The sequence below is a fragment of the Streptomyces sp. NPDC046931 genome (assembly GCF_040644655.1).
Lineage (GTDB): Bacteria > Actinomycetota > Actinomycetes > Streptomycetales > Streptomycetaceae > Streptomyces.
Window position 1 is genome coordinate 94,283 of record NZ_JBEYWX010000014.1, and the last position, 23,684, is coordinate 117,966.

Sequence of the window (23,684 nt, forward strand, 5' to 3'; positions counted from 1 at the left end):
AGGGACTCGGGCAGGATCAGGAGGAGGTCAGCAGTTCCGCCGCGCCCAGGACGGCCCGTGCCGCTTCGGCCGGTCGGGTGCGCGGGAAGTAGTGGCCTCCGTCGGCGAGTTCGTGCAGGTCGACGCGCTCCACCAGGAGCTGCCAGTCGCGGTGGCGGTCGGGGGGCCCGGATGTGTACGGGTCGTCGGCGGCGAGGACCACGGTGACCGGCGCGGACAGTTTCACCGTCGGCGGGCTTTCCAGGACTTCGGCGAAGTAGCGGTGTGCGGACACGCAGTCGTGCCGGTAGGCGGCACCGACGTGCTCGGCGTGCTGCGCGTTCAGCTCCCCCAGTTCGGTGTAGCCGCTGTCGGCGGTCAGCCGCGCGGCGATCTCGGCGTTGCTCCGCTCCGTCAGCTCGGCGATGGCCGAGCGCCGGTCGGCGGCGGTTCCGGGCAACTGGGCACCGAGGAACAGCCGGGGGACGTCCGCTCCGGCCTCCAGGAGCCTTCTCGCCGTCTCGAGCGCCGGGGCGGCGCCGGAGGAGTGTCCCCAGAGCATGACCCTGGTGAGGCCTCGTCCCGTGATCTCGGCGCTGACCTGCTCCACCACCCTTGTGATCGGCACGAACGGCTCGTTCCGGGCGGCGAGGTCATGGCCGGGCAGGTCGACGGCGTAGACCGCGGTCCCGCTGCCGGCCAGGGCGCCGGCCATGGGCTGGAAGTTGACAGCGTTGCCGCCGGCGTAGGGGAAGCACACCAGGGCGCAGTCCGGCGTACCGTCGGGTGCGGACAGTGGCTGAAGCAGCTCGGCGCGCCGCTTGGTGGCGCCGTCGAGGAGCGCGGCGAGATCGGCGAGCACCGGGTTGCGGGTGATGTCCTTCAGGGACACCGCACGGCCCAGGGCGATGGTGAGTTTCACCGCCGACAGGGAGGTGCCGCCGGAGTCGAAGAAGTGGTCCTGCCGGCCGATGTGGTCCTGGGGGACGCCCAGCAACTCGGCCCAGGCCGCCGCGAGCTTCCGCTCGGAGGAGGTGCGCGGCGCCTGGAAGTGGTTCCCGGCGGGGCCGGCGTCCGCGGCCGAGGCGGTCTGCTGGGCCAGCGCGGTCAGGGCCTTCCTGTCGATCTTGCCGTTGGCGGTCAGCGGCAGGCTCTGCTGCCAGCGGAAGGCCGAGGGAATCATGTAGGCGGGCAGCACGGCGTTGAGCGCCTGGCGCAGCGCGTCCGCGGGCTGGCACCGGCCGGTGTAGAACGCGATCAGGTGCGCGCTGCGGCCCGCCAGCTCGGCGACGACCACCGCGCCGTCCCGTACCCCGGGCACCCTGAGCAGGTTGTTCTCGATCTCGCCGATCTCGATGCGGAAGCCTCGGATCTTGACCTGGTGGTCCCTGCGGCCGAGGAACTCCAGTTGGCCGCCCGGGTGCCAGCGTCCCCAGTCGCCTCCCAGGTAGAGCCGCTCGCCCGGCCGGTACGGGTCCTCCAGATACGCCTCGCGGGTCCGCTGGGGGTCGTTGACGTACCCCCGGCCCACGCACACCCCGGAGAAGGCGATCACGCCCGGGGCGCCCAGCGGCACCAGTGACAGATGCTCGTCGACGACGTAGACGCGCACGTTGTTGACGGCCCGTCCCAGGAGCACTCGTTCCGGTACCCGGTCCATGACCGCGTGGTTGGTGTCGTCGGAGGTCTCGGTCAGCCCGTAGGCGTTGACCAGCTTGATCCCCGGCTGGATGGTGAACCAGCGCTGGACCAGTTCCCGCTTCAGCGCCTCGCCGGTCACCGACACACACCTCAGATCGGGCAGTTCGCGGGGGTGCTGCTCCAGGTACGACACCACCACCTCCAGGTAGGAGGGCACGACCTGGACGACGCCGACCCGTCCTCGGGCCAGCGTGTCGACGAACTGCTCGACGTCCACGATCACGTCCTGCCGGAACAGCAGGGTCCGCCCGCCCGCCAGCAGCCCGGCGAGCAGCTGCCACAGCGAGATGTCGAAGCACTGCGGGGCCGTCTGCGCCACCACTCGTCCCTCGACGATGCCCAGATCGTCGATCTTGGCGTAGATGTGGTTGAGCATGCCCTCGTGCTCGCACATCGCGCCCTTCGGCTCGCCGGTGGAGCCGGAGGTGAAGTAGATGTAGGCCAGCTGGTCGGGCGTGACCTTCACCGAGACATCGCTGTCGGCCTGCTGTTCCGCGTACGCCGTCTCGACCGGCAACTTCTCGATGTCGGGCAGCAGGGCCAGGGCCTTGTCGAGCGTGTGGGTGCTGCCGGACTCGGTCAGCACCAGGCGGCACCCGGAGCGCGACAGTGTGGCCTCGATGCGGCCGGCCGGGAAATGCGGCTCGATCGGCAGATACACGCCCCCTGCCTTGAACACCGCGAGCACGGCGGCCAGCCAGTCGAGGTTGCGCTCGGTGACCACGCCGACGACGCCCTCCCGGCCGAGCCCGCGGACCAGCAGGGCCCGGGCCAGCCGGTTCGCGCGGGAGTTCAGCTCCGCATACGTCCATTCACGGTCGCCGTGCACCGCGGCCACCGCCTCGGGGTGGGCCCGCACCTGGTGCTCGAACAGCTCGTGCACCCGATGGTCCGGCAGCGTCCGCCGGGGCCCGGCCAGTCCCTCGAGCTGATGCCGTACCTCTTCCTCGGACAGCAGGCTCTGCCGTGCGTGCTCTGCCTCCGCATCGGCCGTCATCAGCCTGAGCGCGGTGAGGTGATAGCCGCCGATCCGGGCCGCGCACTCGGCGTTGAGTTCCTCTGTGCGATAGCGCAGGCGCAGCAGCGTCCGCCCGCCCCGCTCGTCCCAGTCCACCGCGAGCACCGTGGTCTCGGCGAGCGGGCTCCCGGCGCCCGCCGGGTCGAGGACGACCTCGTAGGACGGCCCGGCCACGCCCAGCTCCCGGTGCAGTTCCGCCACCGGGAACGCTCGGTGCGCGAGCAGTTCCGCGGCGCTGCGGTGGACGGCCGAGACCAGGTCACGCCAGGTGGGGGGAGCGACGGTCAGCCGGCACGGCAGCGGGCCGCTGTCCGGCCCGGAGGCGTAGCCCGTCACCACCTCCTGCTCGCCCGACAGCGCGGCCAGCACCTTCGCGTGCGCGGCCAGCAGGACCGCGCTGACCGGTACCTCCAACTCCCCCGCCAGCGCGTGCACCGCCTGTACGGTGTCGCCCGGTACCGCCGTCTCGTACGCGGCGACACCCACGGCCGGATCCGGCGCCCACCGGGGAATCGCGGTGGAGCCACCGGCGGCCAGCACACGGCTCCAGAACTCCCGGTCCGCGTTCACGTGCGCTTCCATCGCATGGCCTTCCTCAACTCACCGTCGGCGCGGCACCGGGTGCCGGGGACGTCGCTGCTGTCGTTGCCGGACTCACGCCGAAGGGGCGGCCGGGGGCGTCGGGGTTCTCCGCGGCGGGGTTTCCTCCCCACCGTGCGTAGGGGGGGACTTCCTCGCCCTTCATGAGGAAGGAATCGGGTGCCAGCTCGGCGTTGTCTCCCACGGTCACGCCGTAGTGGACATGTGCGGCGACGCCGAGGGTGCAGCCCGCACCGAGGGTGGTGCGGTCGGACTTGAAGGTGCCGTCCTCCTGGGAGTGGCACTGGATCTTGGTGCCGACGTTGAGGGTGCAGTCGTCCCCGATGGCGGTGAGCGTCCGCTCCGTCACATGGCAGCCGTCGTCGAAGACCCTGCGGCCGATGCGCACGCCCAGCATCCGCCAGAGCACGTTCTTGAAGGGGGTGCCGTTGAATACCATGAGATGCCGTTCCGGCACCTTCCACAGGCGCTCGTGCCACCAGAAGTACGGGTCGTAGATGGAGCACAGCTGGGGCCGCAACCTGCGGAACCTCGCGACGCAGCGCTCCACCACGGTGTAGTAGACGGCGGTGAACCCGAGCGTGAGCGCCAGATATCCGGCGATCACGAGGTACCCGAGCGCCCCGTACAGATTGAGGAAGGCCAGACCGAGCGCCGTGAGGGCGAAGGCGTGCAGCCACCGGACACCCAGGAGCAGGGCCATGGAGCGCAGGTTGTAACGGTTCTTCGCGGCGAGACGACGGCGCAGTTCGCCGCCCGTCCTGAGGTGGTCGAACCTCGAGTCGCGCTCGACCGACCGGGGAATCTCGAAGCTCGGCGAGCCGAGCAGCCCGACGCCCTCGCGGATCTCGCCGTCAAGGGGAACCATCACCTTGGTCGCGAGCAGACAGTTGTCGCCCGTTCTCGCTCCCGCGGGGAAGGCGATGTTGTTGCCGATGAAGTTGTGCGGCCCGATCGTCGCCCGCGAGACCCGGAAGGACGTGCTGGAGAAGTCCGCGTTGACGATGGAGAGACCGTCGGCCACCATCGTGCCCCTGCCGATGGACACCTGAAACGGGGATTCCTGCACCACTTCGGTGCCGAAGTTGGAGCCGGTCTGCTCCACCCTCGCCAGGTCGTATCCGAGACCCCGCAGGTAGTGCACGATGTAGGAGCTGTCCCCGAACAGCCAGGTGAAGAAATGGATGTTCGTCATCAGGGCGATGGCCCGCTGCGCCCCGTACCGGAAGCTGTAGAGCGGATACACCTTGTCGGGCTTGATGACCAGGTTGAGCAGCCGGGGTCCGATGAACAGCGCGGCGAGACCGACGATGACGAGACCGAAGAACAGTACGAGGGACGTGATCAGCGCGTCGGCGAAAAGCTCGGAGACGGAGTTGACGTCGGTCGGCTCCACGCGCTTTCCGAGTGCGGGAACCGCGATGAACAGCATGTACAGACCGCCGATGGCCAGCGGGATGTACAGGAGGAAGAGCTGGAGCAGGGTGGCGAGACCGAAGCAGGCCCGGCGCAGCGCGCCGCATTCGGCCCGCTCGACCCGTATGTAGTCGAAGTCCGTGGGTTGCGCCGGAGACCCGTGCCGATGCTCACCGGCCGGGATGGACTCGCCCCGGTACAGAGAGGATGCGTGGCCTAGCTGGGCTCCGTCGCCCATCGAGGTGTCGATGTCGAGGACGGTCTTCTCACCGACGTACACGTCGCGGCCGAGTGTGACCCGGCCGGTCTGGATACGCCCGGCGTGCGCCCGGTAGCACAGGATGAACGCGTCCTTGCGGACGACCGTGTCCTCGCCGATCGTGAGCAGGTCGGTGCAGACCGGTACGGAGCGGGAGAGGATCGTGACTCTCTTGCCGATCCGCGCGCCGAGAGCCCGCAGGTACAGCACATACAGCGGGTTGCCGACGAGGAAGATCATCGGATTGGCGTGGAGCAACGTCTTCACGATCCAGAACCGCAGATAGGCGAGGCTCCAGATGGGGAATTCACCGGGCTTCCAGCGGCCCACGAGGATCCACTTGGCCGCGATCGGGAACGCGACCAGGGCGATGAAGCCCGTTCCGCCGAACACCAACGACCGGACATAGATGTCGGTCAGACCCTTTCCGCCGGCGACCCATTCGTAGCCGCGGGCGGTGGCGAGTCCGGTGACGAAGGAATAGGCCAGGAAAACCAGCAACTGGAGTGTTCCGCACAGGACATAACTCGCCGTGCCGGCCCGGGTGACCTGAGTCGGCGCCGGCGGCGGCGCCGACCGCGTCAGGGACTGTCCGTCGACAGGAGTGGGGACCGCGTCCGCGAGTGCCGCCGCCAGGTGCCGGATCGTCGGGTTCCGATAAATGTCCTTCATGGACACGGACGGAAGGTCCGAGCGCTTCCTGACGCGCGCGCAGAATTGGGCCATCACCAGGGAGTTGGCACCGAGATCTGCGAAGAAGTGACTGTCGGCCGAAACGCGTTCGACGCACACGACATCAGCCAGTACTTCGGCGAGTTTCCTCTCGGTTTCCATAGTTGACGGGCCTGCGCTGCTTCGCCTGGTGCTCGGAGGTTCGTCCGGCCCGGGTATCACGACCTCGGCAGACTTCTCTCCCATGCTAACTCCTTGCGGAAATATCGCTAACCATCGCTCTGCGACGGCCAGACCCATGTCCCCGCGGCCGGCAGCGACCGGGCCGGGTGTCCGGGAAGCCCCGCTGGCTTCTCCCGTGTCTGATCGCGAAAACCTGCCGCTTCAGTGTCGGTCGGCCGCGACCCGGCGGCCACTCGAACTCGATCTCGACAACTCGACACTATCGCTCAACGGGCCGGTATTCCTGGGCTCGCTGCCTCGCGGAACTGCGCGACAACCACCCGGATGGAAGGTTTACCCCGACGCCGAGCGGCCATACCACGGCTTTTCGGCACCGAAGCCGGACCCGCGAAAAACTGACCAGTACTCGACAAGAAATGCGCTCGGCGGCTCGCTCGACGCCGCTTGCGCGGCTCCCCCGGCGCGACACGGATACGGATGCAGATGCAATAGCTGAATGTTCGACAACTCCGCTTGACTGATCCGAACGGGTGAATTCAGCGGGGCTGTTCGACTCCTCGGAAGCCCTCGAGGGACCCTCCCTGCCCCTTTCCTGCCTCCTTGAGGGCTCCGTCCTGGTACCAAGCGCCACTGTCGGTGAAGTCGTCTCCTCCGGCCGAGTTGCCGACGAGCCGCCGGCTCCGGAGGACCCGGCACGGGAAAAGCGCTTGCGCCCTCGTGCCGGGGCACCAGAATCGGCGCGTGCAGATCCTGGCGTTTCCCGAAGAGTCCACCCCGCCCGAACTGCGCACCCAGGTGCGCGATCTCCAGGAGCAGGCATGGCCGTCCGCTGACGGTCCGGTCGCCGCCGACGCACCGACCCACGATCCCCTGCTGCTGCCCTGGTCGATGCTGCTCGTGGCCGAGGGGACGGTGCTGGCCGCTCTGGACATCCTGACCAAGGAGATATCCCACGCGGGGCGGCGCTATGCCGCCGGCGGACTGAGCACGGTGGTGACGCGGCGGGAGAGACGGGGCCTCGGACACGGCGGGCGCCTGGTGGCCGCGGCGAGGGAGACGATGATCGCCCGAAACCTGGATCTCGGGCTGTTCACCTGCGATCGCCCGCTCCGGGCTTTCTACGAGCGTGCGGGCTGGCAGGTGCTTCCCGGTACGGTGCTGATCGGCGGGACACCGCAGGACCCGTTGCCCAGCGACCGGCCCGGCTTCGACAAGGTCACCCTGGGCGACTTCTTCTCGGCCGGGGCCCGGCAGCACCGCACGTCGTTCCACGACAGCCGGGTCGAGCTGTATCCGGGGCAGATCGACAAGCTCTGGTGACCGACGCGTGCGCGTACGAGTGGTGGATTGCCCTGCCGGGGTCGTAGCGTCGTACAGAGGCGCCACTCACGGCCGGGAGTCAACATGCGGATGCACAAGGTGAACACAGCGGTCACACTGAGTGCCGTCGTGCTGCTCGCAGCAGCCATGGGAACGGCCTCCGCCGCCCCCACGGCCGGGCACACCCCCCAGCGGGGGTCCGCTCATCCCGTGATCGTCGACTGCGTCTGGCACGCCCAGGTGCGTCCCGCCGAGTTCATGATCGCCTGCGGTGACGGCAACAGCATCCTCTCCTCGCTCCGCTGGTCGCACTGGGATCAGGGCTCGGCGACCGCCAGCGGCGTCAACGTGGTCAACGACTGCACGCCGTACTGCGCGGCGGGCACGTTCCACTCGTATCCGGTCACCGTGCGGCTCGATCACCCACAGTCGTGGAAGAAGAATCCGCGGGTGCAGCACTACACCCGGATGAGCCTCGTCTACACCGACGCCAGGCCCGACGGGTACGACCGCGTGGTCACCTATCCGCTGTGGAACTGATGCCCGCGGGCGCACGGGCGGACCGCGCCGCTACGGCACACGGGCCGTCCATTGCGGGGTGGAGAACTTGGTGGCGGCCAGCTCCCCGGCCCGCTCCAGTTCCTGCGGGGTGAGCGGGCCCCTGGAGAGGCCGTAGCGCCTCCCGAACGAACGGATCATGCGGTCGATGACGGCCTCCCGGGACAGCCCGGTCTGCCGCCGCAGCGGGTCGACCCGCTTCTCGGCGCTGCGGATGCCCTTGCCGGACAGCTTCTCCCGGCCGATTCGCAGCACCTCGAGCATCTTTTCGGCGTCGATGTCGTAGGACATGGTCACGTGGTGCAGGACCGCGCCCGGGCCGCCGTCCGGACCGACCATGCGCTTCTGCGCGGCTCCGGCGATCTTGCCGGCGTCGGTGACGATGTCGTTGAGGGGCTGGTACCAGGCCTTGATGCCCATGTCGCCCAGGGCACCCAGCACCCATTCGTCGAGGTAGGCGTAGGAGTCGGCGAAGGACAGCCCGGACACGAGGGAGGCTGGCACGGAGAGCGAGTAGGTGATCGTGTTGCCGGGCTCCACGAACATGGCGCCTCCCCCGGAGATGCGGCGTACGACGGTCATCCCGTGCCGCTGCGCGGCCTCGGTGTCGACCTCGTTGCCCAGGGACTGGAAGCTGCCGATGACGACGGCCGGGCCACCCCACTCCCACACCCGCAGGGTCGGCGGCCGTCGCCCGGCGGCAACCTCCGCCGTGAGGACCTCGTCCAGTGCCATGTGCAGGGCGGGCGGCTGTGGCTCCTCGTGGATCAGCTGCCAGTCGTAGTCGGTCCAGTCCGTGGCCTGGGCGAGCGCACGGCGGACGGCTGTCGCCACGCCTTCGGCGGTCAGGCCGTACATGACGGTGCCCTCGGGCAGACCCGCTCGGATGCGCTCGGCGAGTTCGGCGGCCTCCGTGGCGGCGGGGGCTCCCTCGAGAGCGCGGTCCATGGCCGGCAGCGCCTCGTCCGGTTCGAGGAAGAAGTCGCCCGCGACGCGGACATTGCGCAGCACACCGTCGTGGTCGTCGAGTTCGACCACCACCAGCTTGCCCCCGGGGACCTTGTACTCGCCGTGCATGCCGACCGCCTTGATCGCTCCTGTGCCGCCGTCCCGGTAACGCCGGTCGCCATGCCCGCTGTTCCGGTCGCCGCCCCCTGTGCGGCAGTTCTCCGAGCGGCTGGTCCGGGGCGCACCACGACGGCCCCGGCCGGTGGTGGTACCGGCCGGGGCCGAGGGAGCGACGGCGCGGTACGGCCGCGCCTGGGCCCGGGCTACGGCTGGAGGACGACCTTGTTGCACTCGTCCTCCTTGTGCTTGAACATCTCGTAGCCCTGGGGAGCCTGGTCCAGCGGCAACCGGTGCGAGATGACGAAGCTGGGGTCGATGTCGCCGTCGCGGATGCGGTCGAGCAGCAGGCGCAGGTAGCGGTGCACATGGCACTGGGCGCCGCGCAGCGTGAGCGACCGGTTCATCAGACTGCCCATGGGGAACTTGTCGAGGAACCCGCCGTAGACACCGATCACGGAGACGGTTCCGCCGTTGCGACAGGCCAGGATGGCCTCGCGGAGGGCGTGCGGGCGTTCGGTCTCCAGCCGTGCGGCCTGCTTGGCGCGGTCGTAGGCGTGGAGAGGGCCGGTGGGGTGGTGGGCCTCCATGCCGACCGCGTCGATGCACGCGTCGGGGCCCCGGCCGGCCGTCATGTCGGCCAGGGCGTCCAGCACGTCGACCTCCTCGTAGTTGAGGGTCTCGGTGCCGGTGTGGTCCTTGATCCGGTCGAGCCGGTAGGGGAAGCGGTCGATGGTGATCACCCGCTCTGCGCCCAGCAGAAAGGCGCTGGCGACGGCGAACTGGCCGACCGGGCCCGCACCCCAGACGGCGACGACGTCGCCCGGCTGGATGTCGCACATCTCCGCGCCCATGTAGCCGGTGGGCAGGATGTCGGACAGGAAGAGGACCTGTTCGTCGGGCAGGTCGTCGTCGACCCTGATGGGCCCGACGTCCGCGAACGGCACGCGCGCGTACTCGGCCTGGCCGCCCGCGTAGCCGCCGAGCATGTGGGAGTAGCCGAAGATCCCGGCGGGGCTGTGGCCCATGAACTTCTCGGCGAGGCCCGCGTTGGGATTGGAGTTCTCGCACACCGAGTACAGCTGGTGTTCGCAGGCCCAGCAGTGGCCGCAGGCGATGGGGAAGGGCACCACGACCCGGTCGCCGACCTTGAGGTCGGTCACCTCCGGGCCCACCTCCACGATCTCGCCCATGAACTCGTGCCCGAGGACGTCGCCCTTCTCCATGGTGGGGATGTAGCCGTCGTACAGATGGAGGTCGGAGCCGCAGATCGCCGTGGAGGTGATCCGGACGATCGCGTCCCTGGGGCTGAGGATCTTGGGGTCGGGGACCTCGGTCACCTCGACGGAGTTGCGTCCGGTCCAGCAGTTGGCCTTCATGAAGATGTCCTTTCCGCAGCCGGGCTACGGCTGCTGTCGACGCGCGGTGGCCGTGGTCAGCCGGAGACCAGCGGCCGGGCCGGGCGCTGCCTGAGCAGGCGCATGGCGAGCGTGCCCTCCGGGCTGCCCTCGGAGCGGACCACTTCTCCTGCCTCCAGCACCTGCTTGAGCCGGCGCAGGTCGTCGTGGACCTGTTGTTCGGGGTGCTCGCCCAGGAGCTTGGCGACCGCGGTGCCGACCCGGCCGGCCCGGGGCTCGTAGGCCAGGTGGACCCGCAGTTCGGTGCCGCGCCCGCCGGGGGCGTCCGAGAACTGCACCGATCCGTGGTTCTCCACCGCGGTGTGGCCGACCGACTGCCAGGCGATGAGCTTCCCGGGCCGGTCCTCCACGATGTCGGCATCCCATTCCACGGTCTTCTTCAGCGGCCCCCGCGTCCTCCAATGGGAGCGCCCCTCGCCTCGCGGTTCGACCGACTCCAGGTGGGCCATGAACCGCGGCAGATTGGTGAAGTCGTGCCAGAAGCGGTAGACCTGCGCCCGCGGGCGGTTGATGGTGATGGCCGCGTGCGCCTCCAGGGCGTGGTCCTCGTCCCGCCGGTGTGCCGTGCCGCCCGTTCCGCGCGCCGCGGTGTAGACGTCGAGCGCGGTCAAGGCCACCACGGCGGCTGTGACGGCGCCCGTGCGGAGCCCGCGCCCACCGCTGCGGGAGCTCAGGGCCCGGCCCAGTACCGCCAGGTCCATCGCGTCGCCCGCGACGCGGGTCCAGACCCAGGGGGCCGGCTCACGGCTGCCCAGCAGGAGCCCGGCGTGCAGGAGTTCGCGGACGCCGACCATCGGCACGAGGGTCCGCGATGCCCGGGAGTCGTCGACGCCCGCCAGCTTCCGTACGGCGTCCGGAGCCGCGAGTTGCAGACCTCCCAGGCCGAGGCTGCCCCAGCCCAGGGCACGGGCGAGGCGGTGGGGCGTGGTTTCGTGGTGTGCGTTCATGATGTCCTCATCCGATCGCAGCGCCGAAGGCCGAGGAGGCGGGGCTTGCGACCGTTGGGCATCCACAGCCGGGGAGATCGCCCGGCGCGGACCGCCGGGAGGGGGGAAGGACCCCTCGCAAGTGCGCCGTCACAGCCGCACGGAGGGGCGTCGGTCGCATATGTCCGAATTCCGCTGTCGCCCGGGCCGACGCTTCGTATGCCGTCGCGGACAGATGTCGCGAGCTCGGAGGCCGGTGTCCGGGATCCGGTAACCGGCATCCGCTGCACAGGGACCTCCACGGCGAGCCGTGGAGCGCGACCCCTCTCCGGTACCCATGGGCCGACGTCCTACGCGCTCCGGCACCGTCTTTCGCCACCGGGCCCGGCCGGATTCACGTCGGCAGTGACCGATACGGGCGCGGCGACCGGGAAGCCGGTGAGAATATCGGCAGCAAGTACGACTGCCGTCGGTGCCCGCGTGGGCCCGGCCGGCATCGCGGGCCTTGGCACGGCGGAGGAGGCGCAGGATGACAGAGCTCAAAGGCGGGGACGCCGTCGACGGGCCCTGGCGGCGAACCGCGGGGGAGTCGCTGAGGGGGGCGCTCGACGCGCTCGGTACCGCCGCCTACCTCGTCGACGAACAGGGACACATCCTCGCCGTCAACTCCCGCGCCGAGCATCTGCTGCTCCGGCCTTCCGGTGAACTCCTCGGGCGCGACGCCCACGACCTGCTGCACCGCAACCGCCGGGGGGAGCCGGTGCCCAGGGCGCAGTGTGGGATGAGACCGGCCTTTCTGGGCCGGCAGACGGCGCAGGCCGGAGACGTCTGGTTCGCCCGCGGGGACGGCTTCGTCGTGCCGGTGTGGTGGCTGGTCACCCCGTACGACATCGGCGACCTGGGACCGGGCATGCTGGTCCTCTTCCATGCGGCCGCCGACGGTGACGCCCCCCGTAACCAGCCGGACCCGACCACGGAGCCGCTTTCCGAACTGGAACGCCTGGCCCTGCTGGCCGAGACGACGACCCAGCTGACCTCGACCCTGGATGTGGACGAGGCGCTGAGGCGACTGGTGCGGCTGGTGGTGCCCCGTCTGGCGGACTGGGCCGTCATCGATCAGGTCACCGATCGTGACGAGGTGTGGCGCACCACCGTGGTGCATGCGGAGAACGGTGTCCTGGTGCACCGGGAAGACCTTCAGGGCCCGATGCCGCCCGTGCCGGAGGAATCCCCGATGCCGCTGTCGCGCGCCCTGCGCGGCGTCGCATCGACCCTGACGGGCCCCGAGACCTACCGGCGCGCACCGGATTCGGGGTTGGCCGTCGCACAGCGCCAGCTGTTCGAGGCCACCGGCATGCACTCCGCCGCCATCGCCCCGATCCGCGGCCTGCGAGAGGTCCTCGGGGCGCTGACCCTGGGGCGTTCGGAGCGGCCCGAGGTGTTCATCCCGGCCGACCTCGCGCTCCTGGAGGACATCACTCGGCGAGCGGGACTGGCCCTGGACAACGCGCGTCTCTACCAACGGCAGCGCAAGGTCGCCGAGACCATGCAGCGTCATCTGCTCCCCCAGCTGCCGCGCCTGACCGGGCTGGAGATGACCGCCCGCTATCTGCCCTCTCCCGATGCCTCACAGGTCGGCGGCGACTGGTACGACGCTTTCACGCTCGCCGACGGGAACACGGCGCTCGCCATCGGGGACGTCGTCGGTCACGATTTGGACGCCGCGGCCGGTATGGCGCAGGTGCGCAACATGCTCCGCGCCTACGCGTGGTCCCAGACGGAACCGCCCAGTCGCATAGTCGAGTGGCTCGACGAGGCGATGACGCGCCTGACCGACGTCTCCATGGCCACGACGGTCTTCGCCCGGGCGACGCCCGGCGACGACGGACGCTGGACCCTGTCGTGGACCAACGCCGGCCATCCGCCGCCCCTGCTCGTGACCCGAGAGGGTCTGACCGAGTACCTCACCGACGGGCACGGCCCTCTCCTCGGCATCGGACCTCTGCGGCACCGTTCCGACGCGACCGCCGTGCTGCCCCCTGAGTCGACGTTGTTGCTGTACACCGACGGTCTCATCGAATCGCCGGGCCACTCCCTCGACGAGGGGCTCGACCGGCTGCGCCGGCACGCCGCCGCCCTGGCCCGGCGCTCACTGGAGTCGTTCGCCGATCAGCTGCTGGAGCGCACCCGTCCGGCCGACAACGACGACGACGTCGCCGTTCTGGCCCTGCGTACGCCTCCGGCGCCGTGACGGCTCCGTCGCAGCGGTGAGGGAAGTCGGCGGTCAGTTCTCCGAGGGGATCCGGGCCGCGATCTCGCGTGCCAGCCGTTCCGCCTCCGCGGAGAGCGGGCCGCCCTCCTCGGCGACCGTCGCCAGCAGCCGTAGCAGATCGTGTGCCTCCTCACGGCTCATCAGTGCCAGTCGCTCCATCGTCTGCTCGACGGGAGCGGGCTCGAGGCCGTCGAGGCCGAGGGGGTCGTTGTCGTCCATGCTCTGGGCAACGTACCCGGCCACCGGCTGGTCACGCACGGACCCCGGACCGATGCACGCAGCTTTCGCGCGCGGCCGGGTGAGGGGGCCGCTTCGGGGTACCGGGTAGACGTCCGTGATCGGGGCCGGACCCGGGGGGTGAGGAAGGTGAGGACGTGCGTCTGCGTCACAGTCGTCCCTGCGAGCCGGGCTACTCACGGAGACGGCGCGGCCGCGGATTCCAGTATGTCGATGACTCCGGGAACCCCCTGTCGGACGCGTCGGAACGGGAGCGGATCAAAGGGCTGACCATCCCGCCCGCCTGGCGGGACGTATGGATCTGCCGTCATCCGCACGGCCATCTGCAAGCGGTCGGCACCGACGCGGCGGGGCGCCGCCAGTATCTCTACCATCCCCAGTTCCGGGCGCAGCAGGAGGAGAGCAAACACGACCACGTCCTGGAGGTCGCCGACGCGCTGCCGTCCCTGCGAGAGGCCGTCGAGGCACACCTGAGCGGGCGCGGACTGAACCGCGAGCGCGTCCTGGCCACCGCCACGCGCCTGCTCGATCTCGGATTCTTCCGGATCGGCAGCGATCGGTACGCGGACCTGAACCAGACCTACGGCCTGACGACCCTGCTCCGTGAGCATGCCAGGGCCTCGCGGGGCCGCATCGTCTTCGCCTATCCCGCCAAGCACGGCCGGGAGCTGATACAGGCCGTCGGCGACGACGCCACCCTTCGGGCGCTCACCGCCCTGCTGCGTCGGCGCGGCGGGGGCGACCGGCTCCTCGCCTACTGGCAGACCCCGGCCTGGCACGATGTCTCCGCCGACGACCTCAACTCCTATCTCAGGGACGTCAGCGGCGTGGAGATCACCGCGAAGGACTTCCGCACCTGGCACGCCACGGTTCTGGCCTCCGTGGCGCTCGGAGTCTGCGAAACCGCGGCACTCGGCGAGGCCCGGCGGCGCAGGGCGGTCTCCCGCGCGGTCAAGGAGGTGGCCCAGTACCTGGGCAACACGCCGGCGGTCTGCCGTGCCTCCTACATCAACCCGAGAGTGATCGAGCTGTTCGAGGAGGGCGTCACCATCGCGCCGAGCCTCGACCGGCTGGGAGAGGCAGCGACGTTCGGCGTTCCGGCCACCCAGGGAGCGATCGAGCAGGCCGTCCTCTGCATGATCAGGACGGGTCGGCCTCCGGTGGACGGTGAGACGGACACCGTGGAGCGCGATAGGGAGACGGCGAGCGCCCCGGCGCGCGACGGCCTGGCGGTCGTGCGGGGCGGTGGTGACAGAGGTGAGGCGTCCGCGATCGGGGGACACCGGTCCCCGCGGGTGGCGAGGCGCTGACGGGGCGGGCTCGGCGCACTGCTGACCGTCGGTGGCGGCCTCCGGGCGGCCTGGAGCGCGCGGGTCCGTCAGGTGGTGACGATGGCACGGTCCGCTCCGGGGAGGAGCGTCGCCTCCTCACCGGGGCGGCAGACGACCAGCCGGTCGTCGAGCCCGCGCCGTGCGGCCTCGGCCAGGAAGTCCTCCAGCGGTGACTTCATGACGGTGTACTCGCCGTAGTGGATCGGCATCACATGGCGCGGCCGCAGGCGCCTGGCCAGTTCGGCGCCCTGCGCTCCGTCCATGGTGACCAGGAAGCCGCCGGGGAGCAGGGTGCCGCCGAGGTGCAGCACGGACAGGTCGATGTCGGGCCAGCGGGCGCCGATCTCGTCGAGGCCGTCGAACAGCAGGGTGTCGCCCGAGACGTACATCCGGTGCCGTACGCCGCCGGAGACCGGACCGAACTCCAGGAGGCTGCCCATGACGGGTGGCAGCAGCCGGCGCAGGACCGGGTCTCCCGCGTGACGGCCGGGCAGAGCGGTGATCCGTGCCCGGCTGTCACCGTGGGCGAGCGTCTCCCGCTGCCAGGTGCGCAGTCCCACGGCCCGGTGGAAGCCGTGCAGGGCTTGCAGTCTCCGGGAGGCGTGCGGGGTCGTGATCACGGGCAGCGAGCGGTCGAGGTGGCGGCGGGTGACCCGGTCCCAGTGGTCGCCGTGCAGATGGGAGAGGAGCACGGCGTCGAGGTCCGGTGGCAGGTCCCGTACGTCGAGGGCGGGGTCGGTCAGGCGCCGGCTCACCAGTCCGTAGCCGAGGTAGGCGTGCTGGCCCCGGTGCAGGAAGTTCGGATCGGTGAGCAGCGTCAGCTCTCCGTAACGGATGAGGACGGTGGCGTTGCCGACGAAGTGCAGTCGCAGCGCCTCCGCGGCGGGGGCGGTCATGGCAGGTCCCTTCAGCCGGCCGGATGGGGCTTCAGGGCGAGTACCCCAGGGCCGAAGGGCGAGGGCGCGCGGGCTCAGCCCGAGTGGTGGGAGCGCAGCGCGGTGACGGTGCGGCGGACGGTCTCGTCATGTCCGAACAGGCCCGGCAGCCCGCCGGTGTGCAGCAGCACGGTGCGCTCCCCGCGACGAATGTCGCCGTCCCGGACGGCGGTGATCAGACCGGCCAGGGCGCGGCCACTGTAGACCGGGTCCAGGACGATGCCCTCGGTGGTCGCGGCCGTCCGCATCGCTTCGAGAACCGGTTCGTGCAGGGTTCCGTACCCGGCGCCCACCTGGTCGGTCCGGATGCGCAGGGACCCGGGGGCGATATCGCGGCGGGTGAGGGCGGATGCGAGACCCGCGACCGTGACGGCGGGTTCGGCCACCGCCCCGCAGTGCACGCCGAGGACCCGTTCCACGCCGAGCGCGCCGATCAGCCCCGCCATGGTGCCGCCGGAACCGAGCGCGACCACGACATGCCGCACGTCCGGCAGTTGGGCGAGCAGTTCCTCACCGCCGTCCACGTATCCCCGCGCGCCCAGGGGGCTCGATCCGCCGAAGGGGATCAGACAGGGCTGCGCGCCGCCGCGGCGAAGGTGCGCGCACACGTCCTCGGCGGTGCCGCCCAGGGCGCTGGGATCGCCGTCCCCTGCCCAGTGGATCCGCGCCCCGAAGAGGCTGTCGAGCACGAGGTTGCCGGAGCCCTGCGAAGTGCCGTCCGGCGTACCGGGGAAGACCAGGACCACGTCGAGTCCCACCCGGGCACCCGCCGCCGCGGTGAGGCGGGCATGGTTGCTCTGCGCGGCCCCGGTGGTGACCAGCGTGTCGGCGCCTTCCGCCAGGGCGGCACCGACGGTCCACTCCAGCTTGCGGACTTTGTTGCCGCCGCCCCCCAGTCCGATGAGATCGTCCCTCTTGACCCACAGATCGTCCTCGCCGAGGCCCAACGCCGTCGCGAGGCGCGGCATCGGCTCCAGCGGTGTGGGCCACGTCGACAGGGCGATCCTGTCACTCATGCGATCTCCAGCGGACGGGTGGGCGGCAAGGACTGCGCGGGTGGTCCGGGTGCTCGCATTATCCACTGCGGGCGAGAGGGCCGGGCGCGAGCAGCGCGGCGCACCGAGCCCGCCGATTCGTTACGGCACGGCAGGTACCGGCGGCCGTCGTTCTTTGTGATCCTCGGAATCCTTCCCGGGACACGCGAGTTGACCTCGCGTCGGCTCCGGCCGCCCGGCCGGAGGCTGTGTCCCCTTCAGGAAAGGACCGGCCGTGGCGAAGAAGGCACGGAGTCTCGGTGCAAGACGCGCGTTGGCGTTCAGTGCGGCAGTGATCAGCGGCGTCGCCACCCTGGCGGGCCCGGGCGCCGGTCCCGCGAGTGCGTCCTCCTCCGGCACGCACCACCCGGGGTACGTCGCCCTCGGTGACTCCTACGCGTCGGCACCGGCGGTCCCCGACCAGGTGGACGCCAACTGCAAGCGGTCCGATCGCAATTACCCCTCCCTCGTGGCCGCGTACGCGCGGGCACGGCTGAGGGACGTGACCTGTTCCGGGGCCACCACCGCCGAGATGACGGCCCCTCAGGGCACGGCCCCGGCCCAGTTCTCCGCTCTCGGCAGGAGGACTGACCTGGTGACCGTCAGCATCGGCGGGAACGACGTCGGCTTCACCACCGTCCTCGGCACCTGCGCCCGCCTCACCGCCTCGGATCCCACCGGCGCCCCGTGCCGTGCCTTCTTCACCGACGGCGGCCGTGACCGGCTCACGGATACGGTCGAGAGGACGGCACCGAAGATCGCCCGGGTGATCCGTGGTGTACGGCAGCGGTCCCCGCACGCCCGGATCCTGCTGGTGGGCTACCCGGACCTGTTCCCGGAGAACGGTGTCGGCTGTACGAGCGGCTCCGTCCCGTTCGCCGCGGGGGACTTCCCCTATCTGCGGGACAAGGAGAAGGAACTCAACACGATGCTGGCCAGGGAGGCGTACCGGCACGGCGCGGGGTACGTCGACACCTACACGCCGACCATAGGGCACGACCTGTGCCGGCCGACCGGGCAGCGCTGGATCGAGACCCTCTCCCCGGCCACGCCCGCCGCGCCCCTGCATCCGAACGCGGAAGGGGAGCAGGCGATGGCGGCGGCCGTCGAGCACGCCCTCGTCTGTCACCGGCCGCGGCACAGGTGACACGGCCGCCGGCCTGCTCCCGGAGGCCGTGAGCGCAGCGGCCGACCGCACCCGCGCCCGCCCGTGCACCGCTTGCGGGCGGGCCCTTGCACCAGCCCCGCGGGTGTCGGCTGGCGGTTCAGAGGCGGGCAACGCCGAAGTCGTGCGGCGGAGCGCCGGTGAGGCCCACCGGGTTGCCGGAGGGGATGAGCCCGGACGCCACCACCTTCCGGGACCACGGAGCCAGCAGCTCTGCCAGTCGTACGGTGACGTCGCGGCCCAGAGCCCGCCAGGGCCCCTCGGCGGCCGCGTCGGTCTCCTCCTCGATCGCCCGGCGCTCGGCCGCTCCCCGGGCGGTCAGCCGCCCGCCGTCGTCGATCCACCCCCGGTCCCGCAGCTCGGCCTCGGTGCCGCACCAGGTGGCGGTGTCCCACTTCCGGCTCTCGCGCAGCAGCGCGCCGTCGGACTCTCCCGCGGCGGCCTTGAGGACCAGCGCCTCGACGGGCCCGATACCGCGGCTCACCAGGACGGCGACATGCCCGTCACCACGGTGTTCGCGGAGCGTGGTGGTGGCCTGCCACAGCCGCACATGGGGCTCGGCCGGGCGCTTGAGGGCCTGGTTGGCGGCGCCGAGCACCCGCCCCGCGGTGTCGGCCGCTTCGGCAGCGGCCCAGGCTAGGTCCGCCGCCTCCGCCATCAGGGCACTGCGCAGGGCGTCCTCCCCGTACAACCGCCGCATGGCGAGATCGACCGCCCGCTCTCGCGCGCCGAGGACGTCCTCCACCGTCGCACACCGCCAGGCGTCCGGCAGCGCCCGCGCCGCACGGCTGGGGTGGAACACGTAGAAGCAGCTGGTCACCACTGCGGGCGGCACCTGCCCCAACGGAGCGGCCCGCAGGGCGAAGTACCCCATCCAGAAGCCGCGCATGCCGATCTCGTCGGCCGCTTGCCGTGCCTCCGGCGTGAAGTACACGAGGTCGTGCACGGGCTCGGCGAGCTCCCACATCGACCGGGCTGCGACATCACTCACTGTGCCCCCTCGTCCGCGGCTTCCCGGCGCCACACCGCTCATGACCGCTGTCATAGCACACAGCTGTCATAGCACACCCTCATGACGGCTGTCATAGAAACCTCGGGGCCGGGTCCGGGTGCGGTTTGAAGACCGCGCCGAGGGTCACCCGGTGTACATCCGTAGTCGACGCGACATGGAGTGAGCAAAGGTGGCTGGAGAGCAGAAGGCCAAGGCGAAGATGGAACAGGCCAAGGGCAAGGCCAAGGAGACGGTCGGGCGCGCGGTCGGGAACGAGAGGATGACGGCCGAGGGCCAGGCCGAGAAGTCCAAGGGCGACGCTCGCCAGGCGAAGGAGAAGACGAAGGACACCTTCAAGCGCTGACCCGTCAGACGCCCTCAGTGGGGGCTCCGTTCGTCGGACGGGGCCCCTTTCGGCTGCGCCGAGCCGGGTCCGTCGCTGCCGAGCAGAACGGCGGACGGCGCCATGCCACCGTCCGAAAAACCCTGTCGGCGGTCCGGGAGGGCTATGGTGCTCGTGAGCGGACCGGCACGAGAGCTGAGAGGTGGGAGCGTGGACGTCTCACTCGAGGGGCTCTCCGCCGCGCCACCGCGCCACGGTGCCCGGCTCGAGGCGCATCCGCTGCCGGAACGTCCCGGTGTGCGAGTGGTCGGAGAAGTCACCCTCGACACACGACGCGCCTGGCAGGAGGCGCTCGGCCTGCTGGCGCAGCACGGTGGAACGCCGCCCCTCCATGTGGAGCTTTCCGAGGTGGCGTTCATCGACGTGGCAGGGGTCACGGACCTGGTGAAGGCCGCGCAGTCACTGCCCGAGGGACAGTGTCTCGTGGTCCACCGGCCGCCGCCGCAGATGGCGCGTGTTCTCGACATCTTCTGGCCGGGACTGGGAAGGATCGAGGTGGCACCGTGACCGACGCGGTCACCACCCGGGAAGCGTTCGCCCACCCGGCTCTGTTCTATCGCGGCGCCGAGCAGTACACGGCCGGTACGGTGCCTTTCGTTCTGGCCGGTCTCGCCGCGGGCGAGCCGGTGGCCGTGGCCGCTCCGCCGGACCGCCTTCAGCTGATCAAGGACGGCCTGGGCGCGCGCGCCGACGAGGTGCACTTCGTGGACATGACGGAGGCGGGCCGCAACCCGGGACGGATCATTCCGGGAGTGTTGCGCGGATTCGCCGACGCCCACGGCGACGGGCGGGTGCGGATCATCGGTGAACCGATCTGGCCCGGCCGTACCACGGTGGAGTATCCGGCATGTGTTCAGCACGAGGCGCTGATCAACGCGGCGTTCATCGGACGCGAGGTGACGATCCTGTGCCCTTACGACGCCGTCGGCCTGAAGGGCAATGTGCTCGACGACGCGTGGGCCACCCATCCGCTGGTGATCGACGAGGACGGCGAGACGGCGTCCGCCCTCTACGACCCGGAGGGGGCCGTCGCCCGCTACAACGAGACGCTTGCGGCGCCGCCGGGCGCCGAGACGTTCGCCTTCCAGGGCAGCGGGCAGCTGTCCGAGGCCCGCGAGTTCGCCGTGGGGCACGGCGGGCGGATGGGCCTGTCCCGCCCGAGGCTGGAGGATCTGGCACTCGCGGTGGCGGAGTTGACCACCAACAGCGTCATCCACGGTGCAGGCAGGGGAACGCTCCGGATCTGGCTGGAGGGTGAGCACGTCGTCTGCGAGGTGCACGACGCCGGCCGGCTGATCGACCCCCTGGCCGGCCGACGCCCCCAGGCGCCCAGCCGGCCCGGCGGGCGGGGGCTGCTGCTGGTCAATCACCTCGCCGATCTCGTCCGTATGCACACCGGCGATCCGGGCACCACCATCCGCTTCTACCTCGGCCGCTGACGCCGTTTCCGACGGGCTCCCGGCCATAGCCGGGCCATGGCTCAGGAAGCCTGCGGGCCGCCGGGGAAGCGCGCGACCGGCAGGGCGCGGCGTCCGGGAGCTCGGTGTCCGGCCGCTCGTGCAGCAGCAGACCGCAGATCTCCTCGGCGTTCAGCCCCCGTGTGTCCTCGGCGAGCCGCCGGAGGCGGGGCAGGCCGACGTCGATGGCTTCGCCGCGGCGTTCGACCAGTCCGTCGGTGTACAGCACGAGCGCGGTCCCCGGGTCCACGGTGATCTCCTGCTGACGGTAGTGGAGGTGCCGGATCGGACCCAGGGGCGGTGCGAGCGCCCGGGTCGAGGTAACGGCCGCTGCCGTCGGGGGGGGAGCAGCAGGCACGGGGGGTGGCCGACACGGGCGTAGCGCAGGGTGCGCAGGGGGCGATGGCAGGCGGCGTAGCACGCGGTCGCCATCAGGCCGCCGTGACAGGTGGCCAGGAAGTCGTTCAGTTCCTCGAGGACCTGCGGCGGGTGGTGGCCGCAGCGGCGGAGAGTGGTTCACGCGCTGCCGAGCACCCCGGCCGGGCGGCCGTGAAGGCGCGCCCGCCCCGCCCCGCCGGGCGCCCGGTCTCGGCCCGGCGGGCCACCCCGGGCATTCGGCGGCTCAGCGGTCGTCGTCGCGGCGCAGCGGCCCCCAGGACCCGGCCTGGCGGTCGACCTGCGTCTGCGCCTCTCTGATCACCGTGTCGTCCACCCAGCCGACGGGCACCACGTCCGCCACCAGCGGCTCGTTGTCGGGCCCGCGCCCCTCGACCCGGCCCCGCAGCACCCAGGGGCGCACCCCCTCGCCCTTCTCGCGGGGCAGGTGCGAGTAGTCGTGCAGTCGCCGGGCCACCCAGAGTTCGACGGGCCGGTCTCCCCACCAGGGCTCCACGCCGAGAGGGTTCGCCGACAGGCCCGGCATGCGGACGCCGGTGAGGTCGTCTCTGCTCCCGGCGGCGGCGAGGTCGGCGCGTGGGCCGTGAGACCAGCGCACGTAGAGGTCGGAATGCCGTTCCACCAGGGCCCCCAGTTCGCCGAGGGTCCGCAGGACGGGAAGCTCGTCGGTGGCAGTCATGCGCCTGGTCCTCCTCTCGCTCGCCCTCGCCTCGTCCGTTCCGGCCCGTCTGCGGCCACCGGCTTCGGCGCGATCACCGGCGCTCCGCACGGGTACCCAGGTGCGCAGGGGAACATCCGTGTGCCCGTGCGGTCCGGGCGACGCCTGTGACATCTGTATCCCGCAGGTCAGCGGGCGCGCTCGGACGAGCGGAGGGGGCCGGGCACGCCCTCGAGTCCCCCGGAGGCCTCGCGGAGCCCGCGGAGCCCGTCCAGACCCGCGAGTCCCGTCGGAGCCCGCGGGATTCCGGCGAGCCGGCGGTGCCCTCGTGGGGGAACCGAACGCTCCGGGGCCGGCCGCCCCTCCGTAACGCAACGTGACGCAACCAATCACCCGTTCGATTCGTATAAGTGGGTGGAGGCACAGCGGCCCAGCAGACGGCGGTCACGCCCGAGCGTCACCGTCCGCTGCCGAGGAAGCAACGAACAAGGAGAGATGATGCGACCGTTCGCGCTGGACTACGCTCGCCCGGCCGAGGAGTGGGAGGTCAGCACTCCGTACAGCTACGACTCCGCATTGCAGTTGAACGTTCTCCCCGACGGACGGATCGCCGCCCACGACTACGCCGTGTTGCGGGAATGGGGCGCCACGACCTCGACGGCCGGCTCGAAGACACACTTCGACGACTGAACGCGGGACGTCGACGATGACCGTGCTGATCCTCACCTGTGAACAGGACGTGACGGCGGACATGGTGGTGGCCGAGTTGCACGGAGCCGGTGTGCCGGTGGTCCGGCTCGACCCCGCGGACCTCCCGGGCGCCGTCGCCGTCGCAGGGGAGTATGTGCACGGTGCCTTCCAGGGGCACCTCTCCGCCGGCGGCCGTCTGGTGAGCACGAGCGGGCTGCGGTCCATCTGGGTGCGCAGACCCGGAGTTCCGGCCGAGCGGGCCGCCGAGCCGTCGGCCTGGCTGACCGAGGAGGCCTCACAGGCCCTCTACGGGATGCTGTACGGCACCGGCGCACGCTGGATGAACCGCCCCGACGCGGCCCTCCGGGCCCGTCACAAGCCCTGGCAGCTCCATCTCGCCCAGCGCACCGGGCTCCCCGTACCGGCAACGTTGATCACGACCTTTCCGCAGGCCGCCCGCGACTTCGCCGGGCGTTTCCCCGATCTGGTGGTCAAACCCGTCTCCGGAACCCACCCGCAGGACCCTCCCCGGGCGGTGCCCACCAGCCGCATCGCCCCGGACGCCGACTTCGCCGCCGTGGCCTTCGGCCCCACGCTGCTCCAGCGGCGGATCGCCAAGCGCGCCGACATCCGCCTCACCGCCGTCGGCGACCGGCTGCTGGCCGCGCGCAAGCCGGCCGCCGCGGACGCCGACGAGGTGGACGTCCGGTTCGCCCCCTCCCCCGGCCCCTGGCAGCCCGTCGACGTCCCGCCGCGCATCGCGCGGTCCGTGCACGACTTTCTTACGCGGGCCGAACTGGCCTATGGCGCCTTCGACTTCGTGGAGGACTCCGACGGGATCTGGTGGTTTCTGGAGTGCAACCAGTCGGGACAGTTCGGGTTCGTGGAGATGGACACGGGCCAGCCCATCGCCCGCACCCTCGCCCAGTGGCTGGCGCGCCATGAGCGCGATGAACCGGATTCCGAGCCGTCCCCCTCCCCCGCCCCGCCACACTGAACC

At 71.0% G+C, this 23,684-nt stretch carries 21 protein-coding genes and 1 pseudogene; 10 read left to right on the forward strand and 12 right to left on the reverse strand.

What is annotated here, in order from left to right:
- Window positions 1–16: 16 nt before the first annotated feature.
- A complete protein-coding gene (locus ABZ876_RS23625) occupies window positions 17–3,280 on the reverse strand; it encodes an amino acid adenylation domain-containing protein (protein WP_361784504.1) in 3,264 nt (1,087 codons plus the stop codon).
- Window positions 3,281–3,293: 13 nt separating this feature from the next.
- Window positions 3,294–5,891 carry a Pls/PosA family non-ribosomal peptide synthetase gene (locus ABZ876_RS23630; RefSeq protein ID WP_361784506.1) on the reverse strand — a complete coding sequence of 866 codons (2,598 nt, stop codon included), beginning with the start codon at window positions 5,889–5,891 and terminating at the stop codon, window positions 3,294–3,296.
- Window positions 5,892–6,569: 678 nt separating this feature from the next.
- Here ABZ876_RS23630 and ABZ876_RS23635 point away from each other — a divergent pair.
- A complete protein-coding gene (locus tag ABZ876_RS23635) occupies window positions 6,570–7,148 on the forward strand; it encodes a GNAT family N-acetyltransferase (RefSeq protein WP_361784508.1) in 579 nt (192 codons plus the stop codon).
- A gap of 84 nt (window positions 7,149–7,232) precedes the next feature.
- A complete protein-coding gene (locus ABZ876_RS23640) occupies window positions 7,233–7,688 on the forward strand; it encodes a hypothetical protein (RefSeq protein ID WP_361784510.1) in 456 nt (151 codons plus the stop codon).
- Window positions 7,689–7,718: 30 nt separating this feature from the next.
- Here ABZ876_RS23640 and ABZ876_RS23645 read toward each other — a convergent pair whose 3' ends face one another.
- The 3 genes from ABZ876_RS23645 to ABZ876_RS23655 form a co-directional block, all read right to left on the reverse strand.
- On the reverse strand, window positions 7,719–8,783 hold the full coding sequence (locus ABZ876_RS23645; protein ID WP_361784513.1) for a biotin/lipoate A/B protein ligase family protein: 1,065 nt from the start codon (window positions 8,781–8,783) through the stop codon (window positions 7,719–7,721).
- A gap of 194 nt (window positions 8,784–8,977) precedes the next feature.
- Window positions 8,978–10,150, reverse strand: a complete 1,173-nt coding sequence (locus ABZ876_RS23650) for a zinc-dependent alcohol dehydrogenase (RefSeq protein WP_361784516.1) — start codon at window positions 10,148–10,150, stop codon at window positions 8,978–8,980.
- Window positions 10,151–10,206: 56 nt separating this feature from the next.
- Window positions 10,207–11,136, reverse strand: coding sequence for an SRPBCC family protein (locus ABZ876_RS23655; RefSeq protein WP_361784519.1), 930 nt, complete (start codon window positions 11,134–11,136; stop codon window positions 10,207–10,209).
- A gap of 508 nt (window positions 11,137–11,644) precedes the next feature.
- On the opposite strand from ABZ876_RS23655, the gene ABZ876_RS23660 reads away from it, so the two are divergent.
- Entirely contained in the window at window positions 11,645–13,366 is a 1,722-nt protein-coding gene (locus ABZ876_RS23660; RefSeq protein ID WP_361784522.1) for a SpoIIE family protein phosphatase, read from the forward strand.
- Between the two features lie 33 nt (window positions 13,367–13,399).
- On the opposite strand, the gene ABZ876_RS23665 is transcribed toward ABZ876_RS23660, so the two are convergent.
- Window positions 13,400–13,606 carry a DUF6417 family protein gene (locus ABZ876_RS23665; RefSeq protein WP_234517065.1) on the reverse strand — a complete coding sequence of 69 codons (207 nt, stop codon included), beginning with the start codon at window positions 13,604–13,606 and terminating at the stop codon, window positions 13,400–13,402.
- 155 nt (window positions 13,607–13,761) lie between these two features.
- On the opposite strand from ABZ876_RS23665, the gene ABZ876_RS23670 reads away from it, so the two are divergent.
- On the forward strand, window positions 13,762–14,934 hold the full coding sequence (locus tag ABZ876_RS23670) for a DNA topoisomerase IB (protein ID WP_361784526.1): 1,173 nt from the start codon (window positions 13,762–13,764) through the stop codon (window positions 14,932–14,934).
- Window positions 14,935–15,002: 68 nt separating this feature from the next.
- Here the strand turns inward: ABZ876_RS23670 and ABZ876_RS23675 are convergent, their stop codons facing one another.
- Complete coding sequence (locus tag ABZ876_RS23675) at window positions 15,003–15,851, reverse strand: MBL fold metallo-hydrolase (RefSeq protein ID WP_361784529.1); 849 nt, start codon at window positions 15,849–15,851, stop codon at window positions 15,003–15,005.
- Between the two features lie 74 nt (window positions 15,852–15,925).
- Entirely contained in the window at window positions 15,926–16,906 is a 981-nt protein-coding gene (locus tag ABZ876_RS23680) for a D-cysteine desulfhydrase family protein (protein ID WP_361784532.1), read from the reverse strand.
- A gap of 331 nt (window positions 16,907–17,237) precedes the next feature.
- Between ABZ876_RS23680 and ABZ876_RS23685 the strand changes: the two genes are divergently transcribed.
- Window positions 17,238–18,071 carry an SGNH/GDSL hydrolase family protein gene (locus ABZ876_RS23685; protein ID WP_361784820.1) on the forward strand — a complete coding sequence of 278 codons (834 nt, stop codon included), beginning with the start codon at window positions 17,238–17,240 and terminating at the stop codon, window positions 18,069–18,071.
- A gap of 118 nt (window positions 18,072–18,189) precedes the next feature.
- Here ABZ876_RS23685 and ABZ876_RS23690 read toward each other — a convergent pair whose 3' ends face one another.
- The gene (locus tag ABZ876_RS23690; protein WP_361784535.1) at window positions 18,190–19,080 is read right to left on the reverse strand and encodes a hypothetical protein; all 891 of its coding nucleotides are present in this window, start codon (window positions 19,078–19,080) and stop codon (window positions 18,190–18,192) included.
- 190 nt (window positions 19,081–19,270) lie between these two features.
- Between ABZ876_RS23690 and ABZ876_RS23695 the strand changes: the two genes are divergently transcribed.
- From ABZ876_RS23695 to ABZ876_RS23705, 3 genes are all read left to right on the forward strand, one after another.
- Window positions 19,271–19,444: a CsbD family protein gene (locus tag ABZ876_RS23695; protein WP_361784538.1), complete on the forward strand. Its 174-nt coding sequence runs from the start codon at window positions 19,271–19,273 to the stop codon at window positions 19,442–19,444.
- Between the two features lie 189 nt (window positions 19,445–19,633).
- Complete coding sequence (locus ABZ876_RS23700) at window positions 19,634–19,990, forward strand: STAS domain-containing protein (protein WP_361784541.1); 357 nt, start codon at window positions 19,634–19,636, stop codon at window positions 19,988–19,990.
- Window positions 19,987–20,922: an anti-sigma factor RsbA family regulatory protein gene (locus ABZ876_RS23705; RefSeq protein WP_361784544.1), complete on the forward strand. Its 936-nt coding sequence runs from the start codon at window positions 19,987–19,989 to the stop codon at window positions 20,920–20,922. The genes ABZ876_RS23700 and ABZ876_RS23705 overlap by 4 nt, the downstream gene beginning before the upstream one ends.
- Here the strand turns inward: ABZ876_RS23705 and ABZ876_RS23710 are convergent.
- From ABZ876_RS23710 to ABZ876_RS23720, 3 genes and pseudogenes are all read right to left on the reverse strand, one after another.
- Complete coding sequence (locus tag ABZ876_RS23710; RefSeq protein WP_361784547.1) at window positions 20,846–21,298, reverse strand: SpoIIE family protein phosphatase; 453 nt, start codon at window positions 21,296–21,298, stop codon at window positions 20,846–20,848. The genes ABZ876_RS23705 and ABZ876_RS23710 overlap by 77 nt on opposite strands.
- A pseudogene (locus ABZ876_RS23715) lies at window positions 21,280–21,438 on the reverse strand (SpoIIE family protein phosphatase); the annotation flags it as partial. The pseudogene ABZ876_RS23715 and the gene ABZ876_RS23710, both read right to left, overlap by 19 nt.
- 124 nt (window positions 21,439–21,562) lie before the next feature.
- Window positions 21,563–22,015 (reverse strand): DUF6098 family protein, encoded by a 453-nt coding sequence (locus ABZ876_RS23720; protein WP_361784550.1) that lies wholly within the window; start codon window positions 22,013–22,015, stop codon window positions 21,563–21,565.
- 477 nt (window positions 22,016–22,492) lie between these two features.
- Here ABZ876_RS23720 and tgmA point away from each other — a divergent pair, with 477 nt between their 5' ends.
- Both tgmA and tgmB read left to right on the forward strand, forming a co-directional pair.
- On the forward strand, window positions 22,493–22,684 hold the full coding sequence (tgmA, locus tag ABZ876_RS23725) for a putative ATP-grasp-modified RiPP (RefSeq protein ID WP_234517072.1): 192 nt from the start codon (window positions 22,493–22,495) through the stop codon (window positions 22,682–22,684).
- 16 nt (window positions 22,685–22,700) lie between these two features.
- Window positions 22,701–23,681: an ATP-grasp ribosomal peptide maturase gene (gene tgmB / locus ABZ876_RS23730; RefSeq protein WP_361784553.1), complete on the forward strand. Its 981-nt coding sequence runs from the start codon at window positions 22,701–22,703 to the stop codon at window positions 23,679–23,681.
- Window positions 23,682–23,684 lie beyond the last annotated feature (3 nt).